General features: G+C 60.2%; 16 protein-coding genes and 2 pseudogenes. 3 read left to right on the plus strand and 15 right to left on the minus strand.

Going from position 1 to position 16,895, the window contains the following annotated elements; genetic code table 11:
* The first annotated feature begins 149 nt into the window (after window positions 1-149).
* Window positions 150-359 (plus strand): hypothetical protein, encoded by a 210-nt coding sequence (locus tag XI02_RS40045; protein ID WP_172646727.1) that lies wholly within the window; start codon window positions 150-152, stop codon window positions 357-359.
* Here XI02_RS40045 and XI02_RS46580 read toward each other — a convergent pair.
* The gene (locus XI02_RS46580; protein ID WP_371814171.1) at window positions 351-464 is read right to left on the minus strand and encodes a hypothetical protein; all 114 of its coding nucleotides are present in this window, start codon (window positions 462-464) and stop codon (window positions 351-353) included. The two genes, XI02_RS40045 and XI02_RS46580, sit on opposite strands and share 9 nt — an antisense overlap.
* 154 nt (window positions 465-618) lie before the next feature.
* Between XI02_RS46580 and XI02_RS40050 the strand changes: the two are divergent.
* Window positions 619-1,143: pseudogene (locus XI02_RS40050) on the plus strand (transposase); the annotation flags it as partial.
* A gap of 444 nt (window positions 1,144-1,587) precedes the next feature.
* Here the strand turns inward: XI02_RS40050 and XI02_RS40055 are convergent.
* Window positions 1,588-2,286, minus strand: a pseudogene (locus XI02_RS40055) (IS256 family transposase); the annotation flags it as partial.
* A 1,187-nt stretch (window positions 2,287-3,473) separates the two neighbouring features.
* On the opposite strand from XI02_RS40055, the gene XI02_RS45855 reads away from it, so the two are divergent.
* Window positions 3,474-3,671 (plus strand): phasin family protein, encoded by a 198-nt coding sequence (locus XI02_RS45855; protein WP_244981118.1) that lies wholly within the window; start codon window positions 3,474-3,476, stop codon window positions 3,669-3,671.
* Window positions 3,672-4,430: 759 nt separating this feature from the next.
* Here the strand turns inward: XI02_RS45855 and XI02_RS40065 are convergent.
* From XI02_RS40065 to XI02_RS40120, 13 genes are all read right to left on the minus strand, one after another.
* Entirely contained in the window at window positions 4,431-4,793 is a 363-nt protein-coding gene (locus tag XI02_RS40065) for a hypothetical protein (protein WP_244980938.1), read from the minus strand.
* A protein-coding gene (locus XI02_RS40070; RefSeq protein WP_370142457.1) for an IS5 family transposase occupies window positions 4,793-5,538 on the minus strand; the annotation gives its coding sequence in 2 pieces (ribosomal slippage) (window positions 4,793-5,191 and window positions 5,194-5,538; 744 coding nt in all). Before XI02_RS40070 ends, XI02_RS40065 begins: the two co-directional genes overlap by 1 nt.
* 66 nt (window positions 5,539-5,604) lie before the next feature.
* Window positions 5,605-6,012: a hypothetical protein gene (locus tag XI02_RS40075; protein WP_244980937.1), complete on the minus strand. Its 408-nt coding sequence runs from the start codon at window positions 6,010-6,012 to the stop codon at window positions 5,605-5,607.
* An 81-nt stretch (window positions 6,013-6,093) separates the two neighbouring features.
* Window positions 6,094-6,639, minus strand: coding sequence for a UPF0149 family protein (locus XI02_RS40080; RefSeq protein ID WP_334369536.1), 546 nt, complete (start codon window positions 6,637-6,639; stop codon window positions 6,094-6,096).
* On the minus strand, window positions 6,636-6,743 hold the full coding sequence (locus XI02_RS46585; protein ID WP_370143884.1) for a hypothetical protein: 108 nt from the start codon (window positions 6,741-6,743) through the stop codon (window positions 6,636-6,638). Before XI02_RS46585 ends, XI02_RS40080 begins: the two co-directional genes overlap by 4 nt.
* Before the next feature lie 28 nt (window positions 6,744-6,771).
* Window positions 6,772-7,008, minus strand: a complete 237-nt coding sequence (locus XI02_RS46590; RefSeq protein ID WP_370142434.1) for a transposase — start codon at window positions 7,006-7,008, stop codon at window positions 6,772-6,774.
* Window positions 7,009-7,062: 54 nt separating this feature from the next.
* A complete protein-coding gene (locus XI02_RS40090; RefSeq protein ID WP_172646725.1) occupies window positions 7,063-7,632 on the minus strand; it encodes a YecA family protein in 570 nt (189 codons plus the stop codon).
* 29 nt (window positions 7,633-7,661) lie between these two features.
* Window positions 7,662-9,221, minus strand: a complete 1,560-nt coding sequence (locus XI02_RS40095) for an IS66 family transposase (protein WP_172649038.1) — start codon at window positions 9,219-9,221, stop codon at window positions 7,662-7,664.
* Window positions 9,222-9,333: 112 nt separating this feature from the next.
* Window positions 9,334-11,424, minus strand: a complete 2,091-nt coding sequence (locus XI02_RS40100) for a recombinase family protein (protein WP_129964893.1) — start codon at window positions 11,422-11,424, stop codon at window positions 9,334-9,336.
* 350 nt (window positions 11,425-11,774) lie between these two features.
* Window positions 11,775-12,101, minus strand: coding sequence for an IS66 family insertion sequence element accessory protein TnpB (gene tnpB, locus XI02_RS40105; protein ID WP_028344241.1), 327 nt, complete (start codon window positions 12,099-12,101; stop codon window positions 11,775-11,777).
* On the minus strand, window positions 12,098-12,559 hold the full coding sequence (locus tag XI02_RS46595; RefSeq protein ID WP_063607128.1) for a transposase: 462 nt from the start codon (window positions 12,557-12,559) through the stop codon (window positions 12,098-12,100). The genes tnpB and XI02_RS46595 overlap by 4 nt, the downstream gene beginning before the upstream one ends.
* Window positions 12,560-12,969: 410 nt before the next feature.
* On the minus strand, window positions 12,970-14,562 hold the full coding sequence (locus tag XI02_RS40115; RefSeq protein ID WP_028344239.1) for a bifunctional diguanylate cyclase/phosphodiesterase: 1,593 nt from the start codon (window positions 14,560-14,562) through the stop codon (window positions 12,970-12,972).
* 659 nt (window positions 14,563-15,221) lie between these two features.
* Window positions 15,222-16,625 carry a GGDEF domain-containing protein gene (locus XI02_RS40120; protein WP_028344238.1) on the minus strand — a complete coding sequence of 468 codons (1,404 nt, stop codon included), beginning with the start codon at window positions 16,623-16,625 and terminating at the stop codon, window positions 15,222-15,224.
* Window positions 16,626-16,895: the final 270 nt, after the last annotated feature.

Genomic DNA, 16,895 nt, shown 5'->3' on the forward strand with positions numbered 1-16,895 from the left:
TCTGATCAGCAACACTTCCGCGATCGTCGGTACTACCGGAGAAGCGCGCCACGCTCGATATGCTCATAAAGCCGCCAGCTGCACTGCAGGAGCAAGCGTGTAGCCTCACTGCGCGCAGCTGAGGCTGAGTTAGCGGCTCGGCAGTCGCCATGACCGACTTTGCCAACCACCAGTACACGGAGCGCATATTTTGTCGCGATATGGCGAATGGAGAATTCTGGATCGACGAAGGAGGGTGGCGAACTTTGGATGCCTTGGGCCGCTCCTCAGCGAGGCATCTCGCCAACAACATCTCGCCCGATCTCCGTGCCAGCGCTATCGAGCACCGCTACGACCGTGGTACTAACAGTCTATCGTAGTCGGGGTCGCCCCCGAGCGACACGGGTACCGTACTGCCTCGCGAGATCTGCCGAGCTAAACATTTCACCCTCATCGTCTGGCTGTACGCGCCCGTTACGAATGATCGGGAAATAGTAGCGCTACATTGCAATGGTCCTCGTCCACAGCGACGATCATACGCCCATCTCAGGCCAGGACGTACCTGTCTAAAATTGTTCGCCGTCAGGACCTGTGAGACAAATTGAAGGATTTTGCGGAGGGAGGAAGATCGCCGGATGAGGGTGGTACTATCTCTCGACCGTGCTCGATGACTTCTCGCGGTACATCGTCGCCTGGCGGCTTGGTCCCACCATGGCTGCCGCCGACGTCACGGCCACGCTCGACCAGGCAATCGTGGCCTCTGGTCTCGACCGCGGCACCGTCGCACTCCGGCCGAGGCTTCAAAGCGACAATGGCTCGAGTTACGTGGCAGACGATCTGGCCAGCTGGCTCGAACAGAAGGGCATGCAACATGTGCGCGGCGCTCCGTATCATCCCCAAACCCAGGGAAAGATCGAGCGCTGGCACCAGACCTTGAAGAACCGCATTCTGCTCAACAACTACTACCTGCCCGGCGACCTCGAACGGCAGATACGGGCCTCCGTCGAACACTACAATCACGTCCGCTATCATGAGAGCATCGACAACCTCACTCCTGCCGATGTCTACTTCGGCAGGGCTGAGGCGATCCTCGCCGAGCGAAAACGCATCAAGCGCAACACCATCGCAAACCGCCGCTGGCAGCATCAATTGCAAGCAGCTTAAATTCTAACCCCTGATGAGCCAGAGCCTCCCTTCTCGAAATGCCTGATCAGTCTCAAATTATCTGACGACGGACAAACACGCGGAAGATGGCAGCTGGTGTTTGGAGCCCGACAGGCGCTGTGCCGCTGTCAAAAATCAAACAAACGGGACAAGCACCAGCGCTCGTTCGCTCGCAAAAATCAGCTCGTTCGAAGATGAATAACGGACCTGTGCCGCGGCCTGAGACGTCATCGTCGGCCTATTCGAAGCCAACAATGACATTGTTCGCATCGAGTGTATCGTGAAACGTTCATCACCCCGCTCGCTACAACCGCAGTTCAATTCGGGTCGACCTACCAAAACCGAGAGCAAAAATAGTTGGCGCGATGGTCAGGGTTGATCGTGTCCCCGGGCGTGGTGTAGCTGGCGGCGGGGCACCGCGTTCGCCGGCGTGGGCCGGGCCGGTCAGCTGGCGATAGCCGGAAGGCTGACGGTCGGATCATCACTCAACGGCGCGATGGTTTCCAGTGTCATGTAACGGGCACGCTGGACGGCCCATTCATCGTTCTGCTCGAGCAGGATCGCGCCGATGAGGCGGACGATGGCATCCTCGTTGGGGAAGATGCCAACCACCTCGGTGCGCCGCTTGATCTCGCCGTTGAGGCGCTCGATTGGGTTGGTGGAGTACAGCTTGGTGCGATGTTGCGGCGGGAACGTCATGTAGGCCAGCACATCGGTCTCCGCTTCGTCGAGGAAGTCGGCAAGCTTGGGCAGCTTGAGGCGGAGCTGATCAGCGACCTTGCGCCACTGCGCCGTTGCGGCCTCGGCATCGTCCTGGGCGAAGGCGGTGGCGATGAAGGCGGAGACGACGCGCCGCCCGCTCTTGCCGGTGTGCGCCAGCGCGTTGCGCATGAAGTGGACGCGGCACCGTTGCCAGCTGGCGTTGAGCACCTTGGCGACGGTAGCCTTGATGCTCTCATGGGCGTCGGAGACGACGAGCTTGACGCCGCGCAGGCCGCGGCGGGCAAGTTTGCGCAGGAACGCCGTCCAGAACGTCTCGGCCTCGGAGGGACCAATATCCATGCCGAGAACCTCGCGCCGGCCGTCGCTGTTGACGCCGACCGCGACAATCACCGCGACCGAGACGATGCGGGGCCGACGTCGGTTACGATTTCCTACAAGGCCGGCGGATTTATCGGCTGGATCTATTACGGCTCGGGATGCGTGCAGATCGTCAACCCCATGAGTCCATGCCCAACGCCGGGTGACAACAGGATGGGTGGTAGCCAGGATAGTCAGTGGAATGCACCCGGTGTTGGCCTAAGCGCCGAAATCATGCTCGCCGAGCGGTGGCGCGCAAGCACCGACGTCGCTTATCTTCCTTGGACCGACTTCAGCGGTCGTGACCACCATCTCGCCCGATGACCACCTTCGCTAATCAACGCGGGAATGGTGGCGGGGGAGTCAGGCCAACAAAGACCGATTCGACGACCGCAAATGAGGCGTATCGCGCCCGCCTACTGGACTAAGCTGCGCCCGCCACCAATACAATTAGGGCTCCTGGTGCCTTGAAGCATGTGCGAATTTACGGTCGGTGTGCACGACAACTTCAGCAGAGACCCTACCTGATTCAGGAGGTGATCTGCCGTGTAGATAGAGTTATCGACTTCGCTTCCATTCTCGGGGAGAAGAGAGTCTAGTCACGCGGGGGCTGAGCTTGAGCGTCAAGTGCGCGCCTAAGAAGAGCTGCGGCGATATGCCCTGCCCTCGACACAAGGACGAATGCGAGATGGGAAGTACGCTTCGTAGGCTCGCTGCTCAGCTTTGGAAAGCTGCTGGACTAGCCGCCGCTCATTTGCGTCTCAAGCGAAATGGAAAGGCCCAGGTTGACTAAGGCTTGCTGAAGGGACCCCGTGCGGCGCAAGATTGGAATTGAGCTCGTCCGTTGCCGAGATTCGCGTCGCCGCCGGTCAGACATCTCCTTGTGCTCCTGACGCGCATTCACGGTCTGAGATGCGCCTCTGCCCTCGTGAGTTAGCGCAAATGTGGCAGAGGCTTGCAAGTTGATCAACCTTTTCCATAGAGTCTCGAACGATGACAGAAGAGAATAAGCCCATAGAGCGGTCGGGCAAGGGCACCCGGAAGGCGAGCCAGCAGAGCGACAAGGCGACGCAGCGGAGCAACTCCGGTCAGCAACGCGGCTCGAAGCCGGAACAGTTCCAGGACACCCATAAGCCGCTCAACGCACAGGCCGACTCGAGTGAGATCTTCCCTAGCGGCCGTGCCCCGTCGGCGGAAACGATCCCGATTAGCTTAAAAAAATCGCGAATACCTATGGCGGCTACGCCACAATATCGTTCGAACAGACCAAGTCGTTTGTCGAGAAGCTCGCGCGCGTGCGCTCGCTTCATGAAGCTCTTGAGCTTCAGACCAATTGTCTGAAGCAGACCAATGAAACTCTCACCGCTGACTCGCAGAAGACCTGTGAGCTCCACAGGGAAATGGCCAAGCAGGGAATGGTGTATCTGGAGAGACTATGGTCAAGATAGCACAAACCGCGTTGGTCCCAACGCGCCACGCAGCTGCTCGGCCGCATTGGCGTCTTGCGTGGGGGAGCGGTTCGGAGCGTGTGCTTCCAAAGAGGAAGCGCATGCGGGATCCAGGACCCGGACATCCATCCATGGAAGCGAGGAAAATGCTCGCCGCCGTTTCCAGGCCTATGCCGACCGCATCGTGGTCCGTCAGCATGGAAGGATCGTCGCGGAGCATCCAGGATCCTTCGGCCGCAGGGAGACCACTTATGACGACCGGTCGTGCTCTTGGCGGAAGATCACGTCCTGTTCAGGGCCGCTGAGCGCCCGCCAGGCATCGATGCGCCGCCGCTCCAGCGCGCGTCGGATGTTGGGGTTAAGGTCGGTATGCCGGCGGCGCAGCTCGTCGAGCAGCCATCCGGCAGCTTCAACTCAGCCGTCCTCTCCAGAAACGCCCGCAGTTCAATCTCGACCGCCCTGGCGAGCAGGTTTCAGGCTCCATTCCGCAAAATTTCTGTCGGTGGATCATCAACCGCCGACCGCTGACAGAGGGTCAGGATGTTTGTAGTTTCGTCATGGCGTATCGCTCTCTTCAAGAGGTCCTGGCAGGCTTGACACCCGCCTCGATGCGCCGCCTCTCTCAGCCAGTCATCATCCACGCTCCCGCATAGCTCGTCTCTCGCAGCGTGGTAGAAAGGGATTTGGGGCGGTCAGTTACCAACTAGCAAACCGGCTCAAGCAGTCCCGCTCCGCGGGTCCATTTCACTCAGTTCGATGTCAGGGTGCAATTATTGATGTCAGGGTCCAATTACTGAAGTGGAAATTCACCCCGCCTGGGGAGGAGGTGATCTCAACGCCGTATTGGACGTTGCCGACGTTTATCTCCCCAAAGTACCCTTTCGACTTGATCCACTGAAGGACACTTTTGATATCCACCGTCCCGCTGTTAGTCTTCGAAGTGCGCAGGAATGAGATGACCTTGTGGCGATTTTCGCCTTCAAACACGTTCCAAGTCGCTCCGCCTACGTCGACGTTTGTGTAGACCGGTATAGCCGCCCCGGAAGGAGCATACTTGTAAGAAATGGGCTTGACGTTGCCGCCACCGTCAGGATTTCCGGTGTAATTAGGGTCCAGACTCATTAGATCCACCATACAAGAGCTGCGGTGAGGCAGACGGAGGCGAGATAGTTTCGCGCCAGCCTGTCATAACGGGTCGCGATACGCCTGAAGTCCTTCAGCCGGTTGAATGCACTCTCGATGCGCCAGCGCAGTTTGTAGAGGCGCTTTGAGAAGCTGTAGGGTTGTTTGCGATTGCTGCGGTTTGGAATGACCGGCTTGGTTCCGCGCGCATCCAGCTCCTCGCGCAATTCGGCGCTGTCATAGGCCTTGTCGCCGAGCATCCGTTTCGGAGGCTTGACCCTGCGGATCAGGCGTTCTGCGACCGGACAGTCGTGCGCTTCACCTCCGGTCAACAAAATCGCGATCAGGCGTCCCTTAGCATCTGCAAGTGCGTGTATCTTCGTGTTGCGCCCTCCGCGCGAGCGGCCAACAGCCTGCTTCTGCTCCCCCCTTTTCCGCCCGCTGCTGAGCGATGCGCTTTGACGTGCGTGGAGTCGATCATCTGCGTGTCTATCGATCGACCGTTGCCGGCAAGCGTGCGGAACAGGCTTTCCCATATGCCGCGCCGCGCCCACCGGGCGAAGCGATTGTAGATCGTTGTCGGAGGCCCGTAGGCTTCGGGGCAATCGGACCAGCGGCAGCCGCTTTTCAGCACATGTATAATGCCGCTGATAATGCGGCGATCGTCCTGCCGCTCGACACCGCGCACATCGGTTGGCAAGTGAGGTTCGATCCGCTGCCACTGCTCGTCGCTCAGCCAAAACAAACTCCTACTCACGATCCCAATCCTTCCCCAAAAGAGAATCAGTATCGTATTGTCGGAGCAGAACAATTAATGAGTTCTCACTCTAGTCCAGAGCATTATCTCGTGCTGATTTGAGTTGTCCCAGATATCGTAAGCGACGTCCCAGGCGCCGCTAGTCGGAACATCCTGATTGAAGGCGGATACTAGAGTGTTGATTGAACTGAGCGGCTTCCCGATATTGAAACCCTCATGGGGATAGCTCTTGATGCCATCAGTATCAGGCTGGTTCGACCATACCCCCCACTGGTTGATAGCACTCACCGAGATGGTCTGAGGCCCTGCGTCCCTGCCCCATACGTCGTTGTTCCAAGAGTAGCCATCGAGTGAAAAGCTCCCGTATCGATCATTAGAAGTCCATATCGGAGCTTTTGCCGATACCGGAAGAAGCGCATGTGTGACTGCAATCAGCACAGCGAGTACCTTCAGTTTCGCCATTCTCAATCTCCAACTTGGGCTTCTGTGCCCGCCGTCTGATCGCTCGCAAGAATTGGGCCATTTTGCGCACAGCCAGATCGCCTATTTTTCTTGGCTCAGTCGTAAGCGGTATGAGCTACCACGTCTGCGGTGATCAGCGTGCTGATCATCGCGACTGTGCAGCAGGATGGGCAGCAGCAGGCCGTGATTGACGTTGGCGGCGTCCAGCAGCGGCGCCCACGCGGACAGTCTGAGCTGCATCGCGGCATAGAAGCCCTGGCACCAGGGGCGCGGATCGATATCGCCATTGACGTCGCGCCGGTGTATCGGCTCGAACCGATCGGGCGCGGTCGAGAGGGTGTTGCTGATGTCGTTGTGGCGCAGCGCGACGGCGGAGATCGCGGCGAACTCCGGCGTGCCGCCATGGTTGAAAGCGTCGGCGTCGATCGCGAGCAGCGGGCAGATCCAGTCGATCGGGCTCATTGACACCGGTCCCGCGACGATCGCGGCGGCATAGCCGTCGAGCATGGAGATGCTGGTGGCGACAGGATGGCGATTGGCGCGAGCCTGGAGCCATCGCTCGAGCTCCGCAAGCGGCATCGCAGCTGACGTCATCGACGATGCTGTTTTATGGCGACGCGGGCTCATGCGGCAGCCTGTGTGGTACGATGGCGCGCCGCCTTCCAGTTCCAGGCGAGCAGCTCCTGCAGCTGATGGCTCTTGGTTCGCCCGAACACGATGCGCTCCAGCACATCGGTCAAGTAGGACTGCGGGTCGAGTTCACGGAGTTTTGTTCACGAGCGAAGCCAGGATCGCCCAGCTCTCGGCGCCGCCTTCGCTGCCGCTGAACAATGAGTTCCCCCGCCCCATCGCAATCGGGCGCATGGAACGCTCGACCGTACTGGAGTCGACCTCGACGCGGCCGTCGCGGAGGAACAGCGTCAACCCGTCCCAGTGATTGAGCGCATAGTTGATCACTTCTGCCAGCTTCGATTGGGAGAAGAGCTGGCCGACCATCCCGGTCAGTCGCGCCTTGAGTGTAAGCGGTATGAGCTACCACGTCCGCGGTGATCAGCGTGCGTAGCGGATCGGCATCCAATATTGGCGCAAGGCCTCGACGGCCGCTGGGATGTCGGCGTGAGCGTTAGGCTCGCGGCCGCTTTGTGGCGCTCCGAGCAGCGGACGGTTCTGATCGTCGCGACTGTGCAGCAGGATGGGTAGCAGCAGGCCGTGATTGCCGTTGCCGGCGTCCAGCAACGGCGCCCACGCGGACAGTCTGAGCTGCATCGCGGCATAGAAGCCCTGGCACCAGGGGCGCGGATCGATATCGCCATTGACGTCGCGCCGGTGCATCGGCTCGAACCGATCGGGCGCGGTCGAGAGGGTGTTGCTGATGTCGTTGTGGCGTAGCGCGACGGCTGATATCGCGGCGAACTCCGGCGTGCCGCCATGGTTGAAAGCGTCAGCGTCGATCGCGAGCAGCGGGCAGATCCAGTCGATCGGGCTCATTGACACCGGTCCGGCGACGATCGCGGCGGCATAGCCGTCGAGCATGGCGATGCTGGTGGCGACAGGATGGCGATTGGCGCGAGCCTGGAGCCATCGCTCGAGCTCCGCAAGCGGCATCGCAGCTGACGTCATCGACGATGCTGTTTTATGGCGACGCGGGCTCATGCGGCAGCCTGTGTGGTGCGATCGTGCGCCGCCTTCCAGTTCCAGGCGAGCAGTTCGTGCAGCTGATGGCTTTTGGTTCGCCCGGACACGATGCGCTCCAGCACGTCTGTCAGGTAGGCTTGCGGGTCGAGTTTATGGAGTTTTGCCGTGTTCACGAGCGAGGCAAGGATCGCCCAGCTCTCGGCGCCGCCTTCGCTGCCGCTGAACAATGAATTGCGTCTTCCCATCGCAATCGGGCGCATGGAACGCTCGACCGTATTGCTGTCGACCTCGACACGACCGTCGCGGAGGAACAGTGTCAACCCGTCCCAGTGATTGAGCGCATAGTTGATCGCTTCTGCCAGCTTCGACTGTGAGAAGAGCTGGTCCACCATCCCGGTCAGTCGCGCCTTGAGTGCCGCCATCAACGGTGCGCTCGTGGTGCGGCGGGTGGCCAGCCGCTGCTCCGCACTGCTGCCACGGATCTCCGCTTCGATGGCATAGACTGCCTGCAGGCGTTCGATCACCTCGCGAGCGAACGGCGACTGGGTCGTCTTGTACACCTCGACGAATTTGCGGCGGGCATGGGCAAGACAAAAGGCGAGCTGGATCGCGCCGCCATGATGGCGGGCGAGCGCCTTGTAGGCGGCATAACCATCTACTTGCAGAATGCCGGAAAAGCCCGTCAATTGTCCGGCGATCTCCTCCGTGCCGCGGCCGTTGGCGAACACGTAGGCAACCGCCGGCGGCGACGGCCCGCCCCACGGCCGGTCATCCATGGCATGCGCCCAGAACTGGCAGATGCGGGTGCGATGTCGTCCGGGATCGAGCACCGGCATCGGCGTCTCGTCGCAAAACACGCGCGGCGCAGCCTGGATCATCCGCAGTAGCAGTTTGTAGAGGCTCTTGAGCCACCAGGCGGCACGCTTGATCCAACCGGCGAGTGTCGCACGGTCAAGCTGGATGCCCTGGCCGGCCAGGATCTGAACCTGCCGGTACAGCGGCAGATACCAGGCGAACTTCGAGACCACCACGTGGCTCACGAGTGCTGTCGAGGCCATGCCACTCTCAATCAGGCGCGGCAGTACCTTTGCCTGGACCACGCCATCGGTGCAGCTGCGGCAAGCGTACTTGGGACGGACCGTCCGCAGCACCTGGAGCATCGCCGGGATCACGTCCAGCACCTCGCTGACGTCCTCGCCAATCTTGTGAAGCCGGCCTTGGCAGCACGGGCACGCGGTCACCTCCGGCTCCAGCACCTGCTCACAACGCGGCAGGTGCTTGGGCAGCGCACCGATGTTGCGGCGCGCTCTCTTGCGTGGTCTGTCGGGCGACTTTGCCGCAGGCGCATCGTCGTTGGCCGGTGCAGGCCGTGTGGCGTCGGTTTGAAGATCATCCAGCTCGAGCGCCAGTTGCTCGTCCACGAGCGCCGTAAGCCTCTCCGAACGCTTCCCGAAGATCATCTCCCTGAGTGTCTGCATGGCCACACGCAGCTTCTCGTTCTCGGCATCAAACGCGAGCACCATCTCGGTCAGAGACGCCGGATCGGTCGGGAGAGCGTCGGGACGAATCGCCATGATCAGACGATACATGTGCACGCTCCACGCTCCAATCCTCCTCTTACCCAACAACGGCCGGCTGCTTCACAGGCTTGGGTGAGACGCGCGTCCACTCCAACCCGTCAAGCGACTATCCATGTGAATGCCCCTCCTCGTGAGGCTCAGTGATTCTGAGATCGAGATGATCGAGCTCGTGATTGCGGAGTTTTCGAACAGCCTCAATCACGCGCGACGTGTTGGAGAACAGGTGCGCGCCCGAAGGGTGACGATCGATCAAAAGACGGCCCTGCCTGATCTGAACGTACAGCCAGTTCACGGGAATGTTCAATACGCCGGCGAGTTCCTGTGCGCTGAGCAAATCGGGTGAATGCCGCCATCGCGTGCGTTGCTCGGTAAGCCCTTTGAGGCCGGCCTGGAAGCGAATGCGCTGGACAGTGATCGGCAGCACCCCGTCTGGGCATTTTGGTGACCGGTGTCCTTCGCCCGTCAATATGGCAGCGATCTCGTCGTCGTGCAGCTTGGTGCGGGCGAGCTCGAGGACGCGTTCTCGCATTTCCACGCCCTGCGTGAGATTCTCTACTGAATTGACGCGCACCTTTACCTCGATCTCGGTGACGGCTCCGCCGCGCCACACAATCCTCACCTTGACGAGGTCGTGCTCGCCACGATCGAGAATCACCTTGTCAATGAGACAGCGCAGCAGCGCCTTGCGTTTCGCGTCGGTCGTGCTTGAGTCCGTCCAGATCTCAGGCAGACGGCCGGAGAGGTGGACGACTTTGTCGTTCAGCGCCTTGTTGCCAAAGGTGATCTGAGCGATAGCCTGGGGAGACTTTAAACGGGCCAGGGTCTCCTCTGCCGCTCGAGCCTCCTTCAGAGCCGCCTCCCAACGGCGCTCGAGCTCGGCGGCGACGAGCCGGTTGTCGGGATCGACGCGGTTGAACTGACGTTCGGCGAGTGCTGCTTCGTAGCGTCGCCGCTCGAGCTGCTGCTCGGCATTGCTTCGTATTGCTTTGTACGTCTGCTGCTGAGCGCGACGAGCGCACGACAACGCGTCGATCTCGGCCGGCGCCAGCGCTGTAAGGAAGGCTTGCGCCACGGCGGCGTCGACGCGGGGAGCACGGATGTATTGGCACGCCGGCAACCCCTGATGTGAACGCAGGTGATTGCAGACGTATTCGGCGCGTCTCTTGTAGCGCGCGTACATCTTGTGACCGCATCTTCCACACCATGCGATGCCTTGCAGCAGTAGTTCGCCCTCACGTGGGGCCCCCCTCGTCTTGTTGCGCATGTATTCTGCTCGGTTGTCGCTGACGATGCCCCTGATCTTCTCGTAGCTTTGCCAAGCGATATAGGGAGGATAGCGGTCCTTGACGATGATCCGCCACTGCTCGATCGGCTTCGGCGCCTTCGTCGGTAATCTTCCCTCCGACGGTTTGCGCAGTCGTGTCCGTCCGTAAACGAAGGCGCCCGCATAGGCAGGATTCTTCAGAATCGCCGCGACCGCGGCTGTCGTCGCCCGCGCCCAATGCAGATCGCCGTGACGATCGCGGCGCGGCAGCTCCAGACCACGGTCGTTGAACTCACGCATGACCTTGGCAATGGTGCGCAGTTTCAGGAAGGTCTCGAACAGCAGCTCGAGCCGTTCCTGCACTTCCAGGTTCGGGTCCTTGACGACGACGCCAGAGGGATCGCGGACAAGGCCGATCGGTAAGGTGAGCGCAAGCTCGCCGCGCTCCGCCTTGGCAAGAAGACCAGCCGTCAATCGACTACGAATTGTATGGAGCTCGAGCTCCGATATCGTCCCCTTTAGGCCGAGCAGCAGTCGGCCATTCGCGCTGCCAGGGTCATAGACGCCATCACGGTCGGCGATGAGGCAGCCGTGCAGCCCGCAGATATCGAGCAGCGGATACCAATCCGAGCAGTTGCGGGCGAGACGCGTCACGTCGATCGACAGGATCAGACCAACCTCGTTAAGACCAACACGCCCGACCAGTTCCTTGAAGCCGCTGCGCTGAGCCGCCGACGCCCCACTGATGCCAAGATCAGCGTCGATGACGTCGATGCCAGCTTCGTGCCATCCGAGCTCGATGGCGCGTTGGCGAAGCGCGTATTGCAATCGCAGGCTCTCTTGGTTGGTCACAACCTGATGAGTCGTCGACTGCCGGATGTACACGACCGCGCGGCGCGCCAGGTGTATCGGCTTGACCAGCTCGGACTTCATGACTTGCCTCCGCCAGCACTGCGGCGACCTCGTTGACGATTTGGCGCTGCAGTGCCGTTGACAGCGTGGCCCAAAGGTCTTTCGGATCGATCGGCATCGTGTTCGAGCTGCTCAACCAGAGAGGTCAGATCGTGTAGTGCCTCGCGCTCAGCTTCGTTCGATTCTCCATCGACTTCCGTGGTTCGGTCGCCGCGACCGGAATCAAAAGGCTGGCACCGTCTCGATATTCGACCTCGTACGAAAGCGGGAAGCCCCCGCCACGATGAACCGAGCGGCGAATGACGCGGAACGTGCGGCCGAACAGCGGATGCGTCGGTTCGCACACTGTAACTTCGATGGCAGGTGATTCGTCAGACTCCCCAGAGGGGATATTTCGATGTGCCCTCGAGCAGCATCGCAAGCTGCGTCGCACTTAGATGCACCACGCCGTCGCGGATCGGCGGCCAGGTGAAGCACCCCTGGTGCAGCCACTTCGTTATCAGAACCATGCCGCTGCCATCCCACGCCAGCAGCTTCACTCTGTCCATGCGCTTGCTGCGGAACACGAAGACGTCGCCGCAATACGGGTTCGCGCGCAGTGCTTCGCTCACCAGCGCCGACAACGTGTGCACCGACTTGCAGAAATCGACCGGCTGTCTCGCCAGCACCACCTTGAGGTCAGATCGTAGCACAATCACCGGATGCCCCGAAGCGCCGCCAGCACGGTCGACAGCGTCGCCAGCTCCACGCCCGGTTCGACCCGAATGCGCGCCCCGTTCACCTCGATCTCAACCACCCCGCAAACCTTGGCCGGCGGCGCGGTGATCTCCAAAGGCTTCGTCTGTAGCGGCGAAATACGCTCGGGCTCGACAGCTGTCCCGCTACCGCTCTCGGCACAAATTTGGATCGGCACGAAGTTCGGCGCCTTGCCTACCACCGCCGCCGCAACCTGGCGTCGCCACACCGTAAGCAGCCCGCGCGAAACGCCATTGCGCCGCGCCACCTCGGAGATGTTCGCACCCTCCTCAAAGCTCTCCGCCACGATCCGGGCCTTCTCCTCGCCCGTCCACCGACGCCGTCGGCGCTCCCCCGTGATCACCTCGACGCGACGATAGGAGTCACCTTCCTGCCTGGCATCAAGCATGGCATTTGCCATCGTTCCACCTCCGCCGATTAGCTCATGCCAGGCTCTATCGCGCGCACGCCGAGGGGGGCTAGGTGTGGGCCTCATGCCGGTTACGAACGGTCAGCTCCGGCGTTTCAGTCGGAGAGGCATTAGGGGCGTTGGTGACGGATCTTTGAGACGATATCCGGACTTCTGATATCTGATCGCCGTTCGCGGATGCCCCTATGCGTTGACGTTGGAGCAGGTGCAAAACGGTGTGCACGACAGGCCGCTACCAGTGATCGAGCCAATGTGATTTCTTAAGAGCCCACGCCCTGTCTAAGTGAATGCGCCTTCCGTGAGCAACAATGCAATTGCCGGCAACGCGTCAAATGCAGTGCGGCAGATCTACACGGCTCATTCTAACGCCTCCCGAGCACGCTTGAACTCAGCGCGTCGACTCACGCATGTAGGTTTCTTGCTCCATCTTCAGTAACCGGTCCGCGGCGGGCTTGGCGATCAAGCAGCGCGGGGATACCGGCGGCTTGAACGGGACCACTGAACAAGTAGCCTTGTCCTTCTGTGCAACCATTGGCCACCAGATAGACGAGTTGGCCTTCGTCTTCGACTCCCTCGGCCGTGGTCGTCAAACCAAACCCTTTAGCAAGGCCGAGTATAGCACGAACGATCACCCGGCTGTCGGTGCTCTCGTCGAGATGCGACACGAAGCTGCGATCGATCTTGATCTTGTCAAGACGAAACGAAAGCAGCTGGCTAAGCGTAGCATAACCCGTTCCAAAATCATCGAGCGCGATGCGGACGCCGGCTCGACGAAGTTCGTCAATCACGGTCTTCGCAGCCCCGTTTCGTTCCACGAACGCGCTCTCGGTAATTTCAATCTCCAGGCGGCATGGACTAAAGCCGGTTTGCTCAAGGATTGATATAATGCGCCCTCCAAGCGCGGAATCCCGCAATTGAACAGGCGAAATGTTGAAGGCAAGCGAGAACGTCTTCGGCCACGCAGTGGCATCAAGACACGCGCGGCGAAAAACCTGATCTCCAAGAGCGTCGATGAGGCCAGTTTCTTCTGCAATTGGAATAAACACGTCGGGCGGGATATGCCCTAATGTCCTGTTTTCCCAACGCGCCAACGCCTCGAACCCGACGATGCGATTACTTTCGAGTGAAACCACCGGCTGGTAGTGGGGCTCGATAATATCCGCCGCGATAGCGCTCCGAAGCTCACGCTCAATATTGATGCGCCGCTCGACATGTATGTCCATGTCCGGTTCGAAAAAGCGAACACGCGACCTGCCGTCGCTCTGCGCGCGATAAAGCGCGCGTTCTGCGCGCCTGACCAATTCGTGGGGGTTGACGCCATCAAGCGGAGCGATGGCGATGCCAATGCCAAGACTAAGCTCGGCTGCGCCAGTCTCAATCGCGAAAGTATCGGCGGCGGACGCCACCATACGGCGCGCCAGGTTGGCGGGATCTTCGAGGGAGCTAATGCAGGGCAGGACGATCCCGAATTCGTCGCCTCCGATCCTCGCCAGGAGGCCATCCTTGCGCAAGATGTCGATAAGCCTTGTGGCAAGTTCGCAGAGTGCCTTGTCCACCGCTTCATGGCCGTGCGTATCCTTGATCCGCTTTAAGCCGTCGAGGCCGAGCATCAGAACAGCGACTTGATGCGTGTCGGTGGCGAGGCCAGCGCACAGATCAAGTTTCTCATCAAACAGGCGGCGGTTCGGCAAGCCAGTCAATGGATCGTGTCGCGCCAAATCGCGGACGTCCCCTTCTGCAATGGTTCGTGCGTCAATTCCGCGGGCGAGTTCTCGGTAGCGCCGAACACTAAAGATTGATAGTGCAATGCTCAGCAAGAACGCGACGAACACAATGAATATAATGTCGTCGAGTACCGAATCCACATAGCGCCGTCCCAGCTGCGCCAAACGGGGGCCAAGCCCATAGAGATGCGCTAAGAGTGAAGCGAGAACGACGCCGCCGAAAAGAGCAATGAAGTCTCTCGTGGCAGAACGGCTCCAATCGAAGTGCAATACTCGCAATCGTGGAGTTGAAATTCTCATCTCAGTCGAAATTTCGCAACGTAGAGTGATCCAGTGAGGTTGGTGCCCGCAGCGCGGTTGTTAACTGAGAACCAGATGTTGCGCCGATTGCCGAACTTCAGTTGCGGCTTCGGAAGCTGCAATGAGCCATCGGGTAGCGATAGTTGCCGGGCAGAAGTTGTGTTCGAGCGACCTGCAAGTTCGCACATCGTTAGCGCGGCCGAAGCAACGAGTTACATCTGCCACTTGAACACCCTGGAGCGCGAGCCGCTAGTTCACGTGGGATAGCAATCGGCGCGACTAGGTTCCTGTCAGTTGTGCTCCCTGATCCCGACATTCTGCCGAGTGCCTGGCCAGCGGATCGGTAATCGCGGCGCGCGCCAAGGGCCGGCCGCCTTGGCGAGGTGCGGCGGCTGCTGCCAGTTGAGCGCTCGACGGAACAATGGCTGTCAAGCGCTGTTGTAGCAAGCAACGACATGACAGCTCCCGGCAGCAACCTATTGTGGTGCGAATCTACCTGCAAATGTTGCAATGGATGGACCATGACCGAATAATTGTTAGTGGAGTTGCGGCTTTGACTCGGAGAATGATAGCGAGAACGGGCGTCGGGGCCCAGAGCACCAGAGACGAAGTGAGCGATGAAGGATAACCTAGGCGACAACCACGCGGTTGCGACCTTCAAATTTTGCACGATAGAGTCGCTGGTCGGCGACGTTCAAGAACCCGTCGAGCGTGTCTGCATCGCGCCCGAACTCCGACACTCCAACACTGATGGTGACGCCGACCGACGGTTCGGCTCCGACGTCGAATGCGGTGCGTTCGATGGCCGACCGAAGGCGCTCGGCGACCGCGCAAGCCGCGTCGAGCGTCGCCCCCGGCAGCAGTACCATGAATTCTTCACCGCCCACGCGCGCGACAGAGTCGTAAGGCCGGATTGCCTCCAGGCACTTTCGCACGAATACGCGCAGGACCTCATCGCCGACGCTGTGACCACGCGAGTCGTTGATATCCTTGAAATGGTCGAGATCGAGGGATAGCAGAGCCAATGGAGCACCGGTCCGTTTGGCACGCGCGATCTCTGCGCCGATATGCTCGATGAAGTGGCGCCGATTCCCGGCACCGGTTAGTGGGTCGGTGGCGGCGAGCCGCTCCAACCTTTGATTGCTCATTTGCACTTGCTGGAGTGCTTTTTGAGTGTCAGCCATCGATTTGGCCAGGCGGGCGGTCATTTCTTCCTGGCTATAGATGGTCGCGAACGATTGCGTTGTTCGGAAAGCTCGGACGACGCCATAACTGAGCAGAAAAAAGCCGCCAGCAAAGATCGCGTGAGCCAGCCACCACATATGATTCCACGGCGCGGCCAAAATGAATGCGAGCGACGATAACGCAAACCATGTGACAGAAACGCCGAAAACAAGCATCAGCGGTGAGTGAATCCGTCGCATGAGCAAGGCCGCGACGTTCAGCGCGCTGAATAGCAATGCGCCGCCCTCCATGGACAGGCGGACCACCGGATGCCCAGCATAGCGTGAATAGGCGACAAGTGCGACAGCTAGGTCCACCGTAAGGAACAGGCCAATCCACATGAGCCACGCGCGCGTGTCCGAGCGCTTCTCAAGCTCGTCTGACGGCTGGTTGTAGCTGAGTAGCCCGACGAAGAGCAAAATCGACATCGCCAGACGCGACGCCGGCCCATAGAGCAGAAACAGCCAAATATTGCGATGTGCCATCCCGGTGAAGGCGCCGTGCAGCGAATAGATCAGCACGAAGGCCAGAAAACCAAGGGTCAACCACCGCAACAACGGCTCGCCTGAAGACCGATAGCAACGCCACGTCACATATGTGACGAACAGCCCCTCGAGGGTGGCGACGGCGATGGCGAATTCGTGGAACAGGTGGTCTTCAAACTTCAGCGCGGGATCCTGCTGGAAATAAAGGTAAGCGATGAACTGAGTGGGCAGCAGGGCGAAGCCGATAATGAGAAGGCTCGTATACGCCTGTGTGATCAGCCGCAGCGCGTTGGGCGGCTCGTGCAACATAAGATTGGTACTCATATGCTATACCGTCATTCCATGATGATCCCGCGCGGTCCTTTCATGAACTCGCGGGCCTTTCTTCAGAGCACCTGGGGTCCTGTTGGACAACCAAAGTGAAGGCATCATGGTTCGTCTCCGGCGAAGTCATCCAACACCCCGGCACGGGTGATCACCGCTGCACGGGCGCCGAAGTCACAAGAGTTGCCTTTCCGTCCATCGGCTGCACTCATCCGAGCAGGGCGGCGACGCCGCCAGGATCGGCTTGCCATCGAGGAGCGGCCAAGTCCG

It is taken from the genome of Bradyrhizobium sp. CCBAU 21365 (genome assembly GCF_015291305.1).
In the GTDB taxonomy this organism is placed as follows: domain Bacteria; phylum Pseudomonadota; class Alphaproteobacteria; order Rhizobiales; family Xanthobacteraceae; genus Bradyrhizobium; species Bradyrhizobium elkanii.